This is a genomic window from Halomonas sp. BC2 (assembly GCF_002078115.1).
Classification (GTDB): Bacteria; Pseudomonadota; Gammaproteobacteria; order Pseudomonadales; family Halomonadaceae; genus Vreelandella; species Vreelandella stevensii.
The window spans coordinates 376,424-388,699 of the sequence record NZ_LFGT01000009.1 but is presented as its reverse complement, the minus strand read 5'-3'; the positions used below and the strand labels follow the sequence as shown (position 1 = coordinate 388,699).

The 12,276-nt window shown below is 60.6% G+C and carries 8 protein-coding genes and 1 pseudogene; 3 read left to right on the top strand and 6 right to left on the bottom strand.

Going from position 1 to position 12,276, the window contains the following annotated elements:
- The 3 genes and pseudogenes from B7L71_RS08210 to B7L71_RS08200 form a co-directional block, all read left to right on the top strand.
- A pseudogene (locus tag B7L71_RS08210) lies at nucleotides 1–773 on the top strand (acyl-CoA dehydrogenase domain-containing protein); the annotation flags it as partial.
- A gap of 435 nt (nucleotides 774–1,208) precedes the next feature.
- Nucleotides 1,209–3,128, top strand: a complete 1,920-nt coding sequence (locus B7L71_RS08205) for an ATP-binding cassette domain-containing protein (protein WP_170919459.1) — start codon at nucleotides 1,209–1,211, stop codon at nucleotides 3,126–3,128.
- Nucleotides 3,129–3,220: 92 nt separating this feature from the next.
- Nucleotides 3,221–4,849 (top strand): glycerol-3-phosphate dehydrogenase/oxidase, encoded by a 1,629-nt coding sequence (locus tag B7L71_RS08200; protein ID WP_081137230.1) that lies wholly within the window; start codon nucleotides 3,221–3,223, stop codon nucleotides 4,847–4,849.
- A gap of 114 nt (nucleotides 4,850–4,963) precedes the next feature.
- Here B7L71_RS08200 and B7L71_RS08195 read toward each other — a convergent pair whose 3' ends face one another.
- The 6 genes from B7L71_RS08195 to B7L71_RS08170 form a co-directional block, all read right to left on the bottom strand.
- On the bottom strand, nucleotides 4,964–5,188 hold the full coding sequence (locus tag B7L71_RS08195; protein WP_016913671.1) for a hypothetical protein: 225 nt from the start codon (nucleotides 5,186–5,188) through the stop codon (nucleotides 4,964–4,966).
- Between the two features lie 529 nt (nucleotides 5,189–5,717).
- Complete coding sequence (gene glpK, locus B7L71_RS08190) at nucleotides 5,718–7,202, bottom strand: glycerol kinase GlpK (protein WP_081137228.1); 1,485 nt, start codon at nucleotides 7,200–7,202, stop codon at nucleotides 5,718–5,720.
- A 135-nt stretch (nucleotides 7,203–7,337) separates the two neighbouring features.
- Entirely contained in the window at nucleotides 7,338–8,096 is a 759-nt protein-coding gene (locus B7L71_RS08185) for a DeoR/GlpR family transcriptional regulator (protein ID WP_016913669.1), read from the bottom strand.
- A 103-nt stretch (nucleotides 8,097–8,199) separates the two neighbouring features.
- Nucleotides 8,200–10,029, bottom strand: coding sequence for an SLC13 family permease (locus B7L71_RS08180; RefSeq protein WP_081137226.1), 1,830 nt, complete (start codon nucleotides 10,027–10,029; stop codon nucleotides 8,200–8,202).
- 181 nt (nucleotides 10,030–10,210) lie between these two features.
- On the bottom strand, nucleotides 10,211–11,020 hold the full coding sequence (locus B7L71_RS08175) for an enoyl-CoA hydratase-related protein (RefSeq protein WP_081137224.1): 810 nt from the start codon (nucleotides 11,018–11,020) through the stop codon (nucleotides 10,211–10,213).
- The coding region (locus tag B7L71_RS08170) for an acetate--CoA ligase family protein (protein WP_139790088.1) at nucleotides 11,017–12,276 on the bottom strand (1,260 nt) is incomplete at its 5' end. The genes B7L71_RS08170 and B7L71_RS08175, both read right to left, overlap by 4 nt.

Genomic DNA, 12,276 nt, shown 5'->3' with positions numbered 1-12,276 from the left:
GCCGTTGGCTACGCGCAGGACATCGCGCGCCTGTCAGCCGGCTTGGCCTCTGCGCCGACGCCGCCATGGCCAGCCTGGGCTCCACGCTGAAGAAGCGCGAAATGCTCTCGGCACGACTGGGCGACATTCTCTCCAACCTCTATCTGGCGTCCATGGTGCTCAAGCAGTGGCACACCGGCAACAAGGTAGAAGGCGAAGAAGCGCTGCTGCACTACAGCCTGCAGTTCCTGCTCAACCGCGCTGAACAGGCGTTTGTCGAGATCTTCGACAACCTGCCCAACCGCGCCCTGGGCAAGGTGCTGAAAGTGGTCGTCATGCCGACGGGCCGCCGCTGGAACAAGCCCCATGACGACTTGGCACGCGACATCGCTCATCGCGTCTCCACCCAGAGTGCCCTGCGCAGCAAGCTGCTGAGCAATACCTGGGACAAGGATGACGGCGCCGCGCGCAATCCGCTGGCCCGCTACAATGCCCTGCTGCAAGAGTACGAGCGCGCCGAGGCCATCTACCGCACGGTGAACAAGGCCTATGCCAAGGGCGAGCTGCCGCAAACGGCGCTCCACCCGGAAGCACGCGTGGAAGCCGCGCTGGAGAAAGGGCTGATCAACGAGGACGACGCCACGTTCATGCGCACCTTCGAGGCCGAAGTGCTCGAAATGCTCACCGTGGATGACTTCGCCTACGATGCCTTTGCCAACGACAAGGCGACGCTGATCGACCACAACGCGGCGCCTGCCAAGGCCACGCCGCAAGCAGAAACCAGCGTCAAGTAAACGACGCTTTAGCGTGAATGAAACCGGCCTGACACAGGCCGGTTTTTTCGTTTATTGCCTTCCAGAGTTCAAAAATGAAACGCACAGCGCCACTTTGCTTTCCTTCGGCACCGCCCCGTCTTCTGCTCCCCCTCCTCTCCCTTCCCACACCCACTGCGCATGTATTGTGATGGGCTCTCTACGCCTAAAAGCGAATATATGAGCCCCAAAAAAGCGTTGCACGTTCGAAAATGATCAACTAGCCTTTCGTTAATGAAAATATCGCCTTGGTCGGTGGCCTGGAACAGTAGAAAAACAGAGAACAAGCTGCTCGACCGATCTACCCGCGCGATAGACACACTCGTTTTCGCACTACCTGTTCATGACAACAGCTATAACAACACGCATAGCAATATCCATAGCAATATTCATAACAACGACGCTAACGAGATCGGCATGTCCTTACATCTGCAAAACATCGACCACGCCGTCGGCGGTGACCCTCATATCACGGGGGTCGATCTGGCGCTGGAACCGGGCTCTTTCAACGTGCTGCTGGGCAGGACCCTGGCAGGCAAGACCACGCTGATGCGCTTGATGGCCGGCCTGGAACAACCCACCCGCGGGCGCATTTACATGGATGGCAAGGATGTCACCGGCGTTTCGGTACGCAAACGCAACGTTTCCATGGTGTACCAACAGTTCATCAACTACCCCAGCCTGACGGTGCGCGACAACATCGCCTCACCGCTGAAGCTGGCCAGGACGCCCTCCCAGGAGATCAAACGGCGGGTCGAAAGCATTGCGGAAATGTTACATATCGAGCATTTGCTGGAGCGCTACCCCCAGGAGCTTTCCGGGGGTCAGCAACAGCGCACCGCCATGGGCCGTGCGCTGGTCAAGGATGCCGACCTGATCCTGTTCGACGAGCCACTCGTCAACCTCGACTACAAGCTGCGTGAAGAGCTGCGCGACGAACTGCGCGAGCTGTTCAAGGCGCGCAACTGCATTGCCGTGTACGCCACCACCGAGCCCAACGAAGCGCTAGCCCTGGGCGGCACCACCATCAACCTGACCGAGGCCATGGCCAACGAATGGGCGGACTACACCCTGCCTACGCTGGACCTGGACGATTTCATCGGCCTGCAGTACGGCACCGGCCCCGACGGCAGCGTCTTCCAGCTACCGACCCAACAGTTCGCCAACCTTTACTGGTTCCGCTATGACTGGTTCCAGCGTGAAGACCTGCAGGAACAGTTCCGGGACATCTACGGTTATGACCTGGGCGTTCCCACCAACTGGACGGCCTACGAGGATATCGCCGAGTTCTTTACCGTCCACGTGGGCGAGATCGATGGCACCAAAGTGTATGGCCACATGGATTATGGTCGCCGCGACCCGTCGTTGGGCTGGCGCTTCCACGACTCCTGGCTGTCGATGGCCGGCATGGGCAGTCCAGGGGTGCCGTTTGGTAATCCGGTCGACGACTGGGGCATCCGCGTGAACGAGGAGAGCCAGCCGGTGGGCGCCAGCGTCAGCCGCGGTGGCGCCACCAACTCACCGGCGTCGGTATTTGCCATGCAAAAAGCCGTGGATTGGCTGCGTGACTTTGCGCCCGCCGAAGCCCAGGGCATGACGTTCGGTGAAGCCGGGCCGGTGCCTGCGCAGGGTCACATTGCCCAGCAAATCTTCTGGTATACCGCCTTCACTGCCGACATGACCGACCCCTCCGTGGCCGTGACCGATGACGAAGGCAACCCGCTGTGGCGTATGGCGCCCTCGCCCACGGGCCCGTATTGGGAAGAAGGCATGAAAGTGGGGTATCAGGACGTAGGGGCCTGGACCTTCTTCGACTCCACGCCCGAAGACCGTCGTACGGCGGCCTGGCTGTTCGCCCAGTTCACCGTGGCCAAGACCACCTCGCTGGAAAAACTGATGCACGGCCTCACGCCCATTCGTGAATCCGACATCTTCTCGGACCAGATGACCGAAATGGCCCCCAAACTCGGCGGCCTGGTGGAGTTCTACCGCAGCCCCAACGAATCCAACTGGACACCGACCGGCACCAACGTGCCTGACTATCCGCGCATGGCACCGCTGTGGTGGCAAAACCTGGCACCGGTCATGAGCGGTGAAGTCACGCCCCAGGAAGGTCTGGACAAGCTGGCGGCCGACATGGACAACACCATGAATCGCCTGGCTCGGGCCAATGTGTTCGACAGCTATGCCCCGGTACTCAACGAAGAGCGTGACCCCCAGTACTGGCTGGATCAGGACGGCGCACCCAAACCAAAACTCGACGATGAAATGCCACAGGGTACCACCGTGCCCTACGACGAAATGATGGAAGCCTGGATGGCCGCAGGCACTCGCTGAGCCCTTGGGCGGGCGCAAGCCCGCCCATCGTTTCAGGAGTCAGTGACGACCGCGTGCCAAGCTGGGGCTTTTTCTTGATAAGTGGATCCGCCATGAAACTGCGTAACCGTAATGTAGAGAAATTGCACACCGATGACTTTGACGCACTGATCATTGGTGGTGGCATCAATGGTGCAGCCAGCGCTGCGGCGCTGGCCGGCAAAGGCGCCAAAGTGGCCCTGATTGACCGTGGTGACTTCGCTGGTAGTACCAGCATGCACTCCTCCAACCTGGTTTGGGGGGGAATCAAGTATATGGAAAGCAAGGACTTTGCCCTGGTGCGCAAGCTCTGCAAGAGCCGTAACCACCTGATCAAGAGCTACCCTTCGACGGTGGAAGAAATTCGCTTTTTAACCACCATCACCCAAGGTTTTCGGCACTCGCCCCGCTATCTGTGGGCGGGTACCTGGCTGTACTGGCTGATGGGCAATGGCTTTACACGCCTGCCCCGCCTGCTGTCTCCCAGGAAACTCAAGCAGGAAGAGCCCATCATCGATATCAAGGATGCCGTGGGCGGGTTCGAATATTCCGATGCCTACCTGCACGACAACGATGCCCGCTTCGTCTTCAACTTCGTGCGCCATGCGTTGAACTACGGTGCCGTCGCCGCCAATTACGTCGAGTCGCTGGGCGCCGAACGCGATGGAGAACACTGGGTCACCCGCGCCCGCAACGTCATGGACGGCACGACCTTCAATATTCGTTCCAAAGTGTTGATCAACGCCGCCGGGCCGTGGGTCGACCAGCACAATGCCCTGACGGGCCAGAAGACCACCCATCAGCACTTGTACTCCAAGGGCATTCACCTCATCGTGCCCCAGCTCACGGCGACCAAGCGCGTGCTGGCCTTCTTTGCCGATGATGGCCGTCTGTTCTTCGTGATCCCCATGGGCAATCGTACCTGTATCGGTACCACCGATACGCACATGGAAAGCCCTGAAGTCGATGTCACGGCAGACGACATCGCCTTCGTGCTGGAAAACATCAACAAGCGACTGACACTGGACAAGCCGCTGACCCAGGATGACATCATCTCCACCCGCTGCGGCGTGCGGCCGCTGGCCATCAAGGCCGAACAAGGCAGCGACCGAGACTTTCTGCAGCTGTCACGCAAGCACGTCATCGATACCAACCCGGAAAGCGCGCATATCAGCATCTTTGGCGGCAAGCTGACCGACTGCCTGAACGTGGGCGATGAAATTTCCGGTGAAGTCATGAAACTGGGCGTTACCCTGCCCGACCCCAGTTTTCACTGGTACGGTGAGCCGCCCGAGCCGGTCAAGCAGCAGTTCATGGACCAGGCCAAGCGCATGAATCTGGACGCCATGACGGCCGCCACCTCCTCCGAGCCGCTATCCTCTCGGCTGTGGCGACGCTACGCCGAACAGGCCATCCCGATGCTGGAAAAAATCCGCCAGGACCCTTCGGAGGCCGATATTCTCATCGAAGGCACCGAGTACATCCGCTGTGAAATCGAGCATGCCCGAGACCATGAAATGATCACCCAGCTGGAAGATTTTCTGCGTCGGCGTGCCAAGGTGTCGATGGTGGTTCATCACGAGCAGCTACGCCACTCCAGCGGGTTGCAAGAAGCCTGCCGCGTGCTGTTCGGTGAAGAGGCCGAGGCACGCCTGGCCACTTACTTTGCGGAAAACCGCGATACTTCTCGCCCCCCCAGCTAACCCGCCAGCCTGGCGTAACCCCCCCGCTTGCAGGTGCACGCCCAATAAAACCCAATAAAAAGCCCCCTGCCATCACTGGCAGGGGGCCAATCAGTTCAGCAAGCGAGTGACGACCTACTCGTCGTGTACCACCGCCAGTTGAGAGTCGCCGGCCAGTACTTCATCCCAAGCCTCTTCCAGGGTACACCCCTGTCGGCTGTCGATGGTGTCGATGACCTCGACCGCGTGTTGCAGCGACTCGCGATTGCCTTTTAGCGCCAGGACCAGTTTGGCCAGATCCTGTTTACTGAAAGTGCTAGCGATACGGTCAGCTTGTTGGCTCAATTCGATGCAGTTCATGGTAAGTCCCTCATGGTATGCTCAGCCGCTGCCTGTTACGGTTCACGGAGTGTGGTAATCAAGCAGCCATCTTATTAATGAAGAATGATGACATTGCTACTCATGCTGGGCCGGGTAAGTGCCCAGTTCGGTAACTGCGAAACGGTCACAAGCGTTACAAGACCTTCGCCTTTGGCGCTTTGGTAAAACATCAGCGCCTCGGTGTGTAGCAAGGAACCCTGCGGCGTATCGGGATAACAAGACACCGCCGTGTTCCATGACTTCACTATGGTTCACGGGGGCAATACTCACAATGCACCCTTGGCAGCAGGTGCGGTTGTAGCTTGACTACATAAACGCCATAACCATGAAAGTGCTGATGGTTACTTTCACAAGCGCAGTTAAACGACTGTTTTAAATGAAACTTGAAAAACAAGTAAGAGTGCTAACAAAAACCTGAATACTGAAAAAACATAATAAAAAAACGCCACCCTTGTTTGGGCAGCGTTTATTGCTTGAATCCAGGCAGCAAATAGGCGTTATATAGAGACTACGTGGAGCGCACGCGGGAAACGGCATCCAACCAGCCCTGATAAAGCTGTTCGCGAGTCGCCTCCTCCATGCTGGGCGTGAAGCTCTTCTCGCAGCGCCACAGCTGTTCTATCTCTTCCAGGGTGGCGTACCACCCCAGCCGCAGCCCAGCCAGATACGCCGCCCCCAGCGCCGTGGTTTCCAGAATCGTCGGTCGATCCACCTGCACGTTGAGCATGTCGGCCAGAAACTGCATCACCCAGCTATTTTTCACCATGCCGCCATCGACACGCAGGTTGCCTGGCGCGGCATCCATGTCATCGTTCATGCAGAGCTGAAGGTCTCGAGTCTGGTAACACACCGCCTGCAGCCCGGCCGCGACGATTTCGGCGATCCCGGTGTCTCGGGTCAGGCCAAAAATGGCGCCGCGGGCCTTGGGGTCCCAATGGGGGGCACCCAGCCCGGTAAAGGCAGGCACCAGGTACACGCTGTGCCCGCTACGGGTTTTCTGGGCCAAGGCTTCGGTTTCCGAGGCGTCGGCAAACAGGTTCAGTCCGTCACGTAGCCACTGCACGGTCGCCCCGGCCACGAAGATACTGCCCTCCATGGCGTAGGTGGGCTGGCCATTGATCCGGTAACCCACGGTGGTCAGCAGGCGGTTGCGAGATACCGACGGCGTATCGCCGGTATTCACGATCATGAAACAGCCCGTGCCGTACGTGCTTTTGCCCATGCCGGGTTTGAAGCAGGCTTGCCCGACCAGGGCTGCCTGCTGGTCACCCGCAACCCCGGCGATGGGCAAGGCAGCCCCCAGCCAGTGGGCTGCCATCGTGCCAAAGTCGTCGCTGGAGTCTTTCACGTCTGGCAGCATGTTGTCGGGCACGCCGAACAGCGCCAGCAGCTCATCGTCCCAACGCTGCTCATGAATGTTGAACAGCGCCGTACGCGAGGCGTTGGTGGCATCAGTGACGTGCTGTTGGCCTTCGGTCAAGCGCCAGATCAGGAAGCTGTCGATGGTACCGAAGGCCAGCTCCCCCTTGGCCGCCCGTTCGCGGGCGCCCTCGACCTGATCGAGTATCCAGGCCAGCTTGGTGGCAGAGAAGTAGGGGTCGATCAGCAGCCCGGTTTTGGCCTGTACCGCCTCGGTATGGCCCGCGTCCCGCAGCGCCTGACAGCGTTCGGAGGTGCGCCGATCCTGCCAGACAATGGCGTTATAGAGTGGCTTGCCCGTGGCGCGATCCCATACCACCGTGGTTTCTCGCTGGTTGGTGATGCCGACACCGTCTATCTGTTCGGCACTGACCTGGGCCTTGGCCAGCACCTCTCGGCAAGTCGCCACCACGGAGTCCCAGATATCCTCCGGGTCGTGCTCGATCCAACCATCCTGGGGAAAGTGCTGGGGAAACTCCTGCTGGGCAACGGCCGCTACCTGGCCCTGGCGGTCGAAGAGAATGGCACGAGAGCTGGTGGTACCTTGATCGATGGCAAGAATGAAGGAGGACATGTCGTGTTCACTTTGTTGTAGGGTTCTTTCGATTTTGACGGTTTTGTTTCGTTTTATTATACTACAAGGCTACGCCAGCGGCTCGCAATGCTCAAGTATGAAACTTGCCAAGGTGGCGACGCCTTTCCCGCTGGGTCAGGCGATGTGCAGCGCCACATCGTGCTGGGTAAGCAGACGGGTAATCGACTCCGGCGGCCGACGGTCGGTGAACAGCGCATCCAGTTGCGAAAGATTGCCCTGACGCACCACCGGGTTACGGTGAAATTTCGAGTAGTCGGCGGCAAGATACACCCGGCGAGAATTGGCGATAATGGCCTGGGCCACGCGCACTTCCTGGTAGTCGAACTCCAGCAGCGAGCCATCTTCATCGATACCACTGATACCGATGATGCCGTAATCCACCTTGAACTGATTGATGAAGTCGATGGTGGCTTCACCAATGATGCCGCCATCCCGCGAACGCACCTGCCCCCCGGCGATGATCACCGTGAAGTCTTCCTTGTGCTGCAGGATGGCAGCCACGTTCAGGTTGTTGGTGATGATTTCCAGCCCCTGGTGCTCCAGCAGCGCCTGGGCAATCATCTCGTTGCTGGTACCGATATTGATGAACAGTGAAGCATGGTGAGGAATATGCTGGGCCATGCAGCGGGCAATCCGCTCTTTCTCTTCCAGGTGCAGCGTCTTGCGCGTGCTGTAGGCGGTGTTCACCGTGCTCGACTCGACCCCTACACCGCCATGCACGCGCCGGACGCGCCCATCATTGGCCAAGGTATTCAGATCACGCCGGATGGTCTGGGGCGTTACCGCAAAATGTTCGGTCAGTTGCTCGATGCTCATGTAACCATGCTGGCGCACCAGCTCGACAATGGCATCCTGGCGATACTGCTGGTTCATAAGCCCGGCCTGTTCGTTATTGGTTGATCCATGTGCGTAATAGATTAGCAAAATTTTCGATATCCAATCACGCGAACATGACCCAAAGCCGATGAAACGTCACTTATAGCGGCCAGACCCACAGAATCATCGGTATCGTCACGCACATCACCACCAGCGAAAGCGGCAACCCCAGCTTCCAGTAATCACCAAAGCGGTAGCCCCCTGGCCCCAGCACCAGGGTGTTGGACTGATGACCGATAGGCGTGAGGAAGGCACAAGAGGCGCTGACGGCCACCACCATCAGGAAGGGGTCCAGGGAAACGTCGAATCCATTGGCCAGGCTGGCGGCAATGGGCGCCATCAGCAGCGCGGCAGCGGCATTATTGACCACGTTCGACAGCAGCATGGAGAGCAGAAAGAGCCCCGCCAGGGAGACGATCACCGGCCACTCCAGGCCAAAGGTCAGCAGCGCGTTGGCAATGATCGCCGCCCCGCCACTGGTTTCCAGCGCTTCACCCACGGGCAGCATGGCCGCCAGCAGCACGATCACCGGCCCGTCGATGGCCTGATACCCCTCTCGCAGCGGCAGCACGCCGATCAACAGCGACACCAGCGCCGCCGTGCTCATGGCCACCGCAGCGGGCAGCAGATCCAGCAGCATGGCGATAATAGCCAGCACGAAAATACCGATCGAGAGCAACAGTTTGCGCGGCTGGCCCAGGTTCAGCTCGCGGTTGGCCAGCGGCAGGCAGCCCAGCGTGGCCAGGCTGTCGGCGATCTCGTTTTCGCTGCCCTGCAGCAGCAGGACGTCGCCGGTTTGAAAGCGAATGTCGCGCAGCCGCTGCTTGAGCCGGGCGCCGTCGCGGGCCACCGCCACCAGATGCAGGCCAAACTGATGATGCAGGCGCAGTTGGCGCACGCTGCGATTGACCATCATCGAGTCGTTGCGCACCACCGCTTCGATCAACTGCAGCCCTTCGGTATCGACGGGCTGGCGCTCCTTCGCCGCTTGCTCGTCGCTTTCGTTCTCTTCGGCATCGTCAGGCTCGGCAATGACGCTCAGGCCCACCTTGTCTTCCAGCAGCCTCAACTCATCGGGGCCTGCCTCCAGCAGCAGGATATCGCCCTCGCGCAGTACGCCGTGGAAACGGTAGCCTGCCCGCCGATCATCGTCGCGCACCACCGCCAGCACGGGAATGGTCTCTTCCAGTTCGTCGCGCAGCTGTTGCAGCGTCAGCCCATTGGCTTTGGAGGCCTCGCTGACCTTGAGTTCGACCAGGTAATTGGCGGTATCGAACATGTCATCACCCGCCGACTGGGCATTGCGTTTGGGGGTGAATCGCCAGCCCACCAGCACAATGAAGGCCAGACCCACCAACGCCACCGCAGCACCCACGGGCGTAAAGCTGAACATGCCGAAATTTTCGCCCGTGATATTGCCACGATACGCCGAGATGATGATGTTCGGCGGAGTACCGATCAGGGTGGTCAGGCCGCCCAGCAGCGAGCCGAACGCCAGCGGCATCAACAGCAGCGAGGGCGAAGTATCGTGTTCTCGCGCCAGGCGCATGGCCACCGGCAGCAGCAGTGCCAATGCCCCAACATTGTTCATGACCCCCGACAACAGCACCACCGTGCCCACCAGCACCAGCAGCTGCAGCATCAGGCGCTCGCCGGCCTTGAGCACCTGATGGGCAATGACGTCCACCACCCCTGAGCGTTCGAAACCACGGCTCAGCACCAGCACGGCGGCAACGGTGATCACCGCCGGGTGGCCAAAGCCCATGAACGCATCGTCTGCGGGTACCAGCCCCAGCATGACCGAGCCCAACAAGGCCGCCAGGGCCACCAGATCATAGCGAAAACGCCCCCAGACAAACGCCGCCAGGGTGAGTCCAAGAACTACAAACACCAACGTGCTGGGCGCAAACCCCAAACTTTCCATGGACATAGAGTGCCATCTCCCTGAGCGTTACAGCGGCGCGACTCCCTCCGCCATCTTCTCATTACATTAGACGATCGCAGTCATGCCGTACAGCCTCTGGACAACCGTCATTCACTGCGCAGAGAACCGCAAAACGCTCGGCAAAACCGAGCGTTAGAGGCGTACCAGGGGAGGTGCAGGTTCAGCGTCAGGCGGGGCGATGCAGGCGCGCCAGCAGGCGTTCGACGGCCTCCAGGTGCTCGGGCTCGTTATGGCACAGCCCTTGGAACACGGCGCAAACATCCAGGAAGGCTTTCAGCTCCATGCCCGGTGCCATTTTCATCAGCCGCTTGGTCAGGCGTGTGGCCTTGGGGGGCTGGCTGGCCAGACGCGCTGCATGGGCCATGGTAGCCTCCATGAGCTGTTCAGGCTCGACCACTTCCAGCACGACGCCGTAGGCAAGCGCCTCGTCGGCATCGATCACGCGGCCCGACAGGGTCAGTTCGAAGGCACGCTGATAGCCGATCTGGCGCTGCAGGAACCAGGCACCGCCATCGCCGGGAATGATGCCCAGATTGAGAAACGTCTCGCCGAAGCTCGCCTTGCGGGAAGCAATACGTAAATCCGCCATATTGGCCAGGTCGAACCCGGCACCGATGGCTGCACCATTCACGGCGGCAATGATCGGCACTTCCACCTGGGCAAGTGCCAGCGGCATGCGCTGAATGCCCTGACGATAACGCTCGGCGACTTCTGCCACGTCGCCAGCGAAGTCACCGCTGCGGTTGGCCATGTCCTTGACATTGCCGCCTGCACAGAAGGCGCTGCCTGCCCCTGTGATGACCAGCACCGATACCTCTGGACAAGCATTGACCCACCGAGCCGTGGCCACGATGTCATCCACCAGTGCCGTGCCGGTCAAGGCATTGCGCACGTCATGGCGGTTCAAGGTCAGCGTAGCGACCCGCTCGTGCAGCGTCAGGGTGGCATCGGTCAAGCTGGGCAACGTCATCGTCATTGGTCGCGCTCCACGATAATGCGGGCATCCACGATGGCATACCCGGTAGAGTGCCCCTGCGGATAGGCCAGCACGGGGTTCAAGTCGAGTTCCTGAATCTCGGGGTAGGCCTCCACCAGCCGCGAGACCTGCATCAGCAGAGCCACCAGGGCCGGTTTGTTCACACCGGCAGCGCCGCGCACGCCGTCGAGGACTTTCTGCGCCTTGATCTGTTCCACCATGGCGTAGGCATCCCGCTCGCTCAGCGGCAGAGCCCGGAAGGCCACGTCTTCCAGCACCTCCACGAAAATGCCGCCCAGGCCAAACATCACCACCGGCCCGAATACCGGGTCACGGAACATGCCGATGATCACTTCGACCCCCGGCTGGGCCATGGGGCTCACCAACACGCCTTCGAAGCGGGCCCGAGGGTCGTAGGCATGGGCATTGTGCTGGATGGTCTGAAACGCCTCGCGCAGCGCATCTTCCCCGCTCAGGTGGAGTTTGACGCCGCCCGCATCGGATTTGTGCAGAATGTCCCGCGACACCACCTTCATGGCCAAGGGCTGCTGGCCGGCCTGTTCGATGACCGATGTCAGCTCATCAGCCTGGCTTACCCACCACTGGGGTGGCACGGCAATGCCGTGTTCGGCCAACAGTGCCTTGGCTTCGAACTCGAACAGGTCGCGCCCTTCCGCGCGGGCCCCAGCGAGCAGCGCGGCTCCCTTGGCCGTGGGCTGCCAGGCCGTCTCCAGGCGCCGAACCTGCGTCAGGTACTCGCCTCGCTCGCCCAGCGCCGCCAACACCCTGACCGCGTGTTCGATGGAGGCATACACCGGCAGCCCTGATTCATGCAGGTGGCGCAGCGCAGGCGGCTTGATGGGCGCGTACAGGCTGTACACCACCAACGGCTTTTCGCTGCCCTGGGCCAACGCCAGCAGTTGCTTTGCCCCCTGCAGCTCATCGTCGGCCAGCGACTCGGAAAACCGCAGGCTGTAGCCACCCAACATGCCCACCAGGAAGACGCTGTCAACGCCGGGGTCGGCCATCACGATCTCGACACAGCGAGCCAGCAGCGACGGGCAGGCATCCGAGGAGCCCGCCACATCCACAGGGTTGTCCAGCGCCGCCTGAGGAAGCAGCACCTCTTCCAGAGCGTGACGCGTTGACGGTGCCAGCATCGCCAGGCTCAGCCCGGCTTCGGCGAGCCGATCGGCGGCGATGGTGGCCTGGCCGCCGCCGTCGGAAATCACCGCGACCCGCTTGCCGGGCGCCTG

Bases quoted from the DNA above. Each gene is read 5' to 3' on its own strand.
- B7L71_RS08205 (WP_170919459.1), top strand. From the start codon at position 1,209: ATGTCCTTACATCTGCAAAACATCGACCACGCCGTCGGCGGTGACCCT.
- B7L71_RS08200 (WP_081137230.1), top strand. From the start codon at position 3,221: ATGAAACTGCGTAACCGTAATGTAGAGAAATTGCACACCGATGACTTT.
- B7L71_RS08195 (WP_016913671.1), bottom strand. From the start codon at position 5,188: ATGAACTGCATCGAATTGAGCCAACAAGCTGACCGTATCGCTAGCACT.
- glpK (WP_081137228.1), bottom strand. From the start codon at position 7,202: ATGTCCTCCTTCATTCTTGCCATCGATCAAGGTACCACCAGCTCTCGT.
- B7L71_RS08185 (WP_016913669.1), bottom strand. From the start codon at position 8,096: ATGAACCAGCAGTATCGCCAGGATGCCATTGTCGAGCTGGTGCGCCAG.
- B7L71_RS08180 (WP_081137226.1), bottom strand. From the start codon at position 10,029: ATGTCCATGGAAAGTTTGGGGTTTGCGCCCAGCACGTTGGTGTTTGTA.
- B7L71_RS08175 (WP_081137224.1), bottom strand. From the start codon at position 11,020: ATGACGATGACGTTGCCCAGCTTGACCGATGCCACCCTGACGCTGCAC.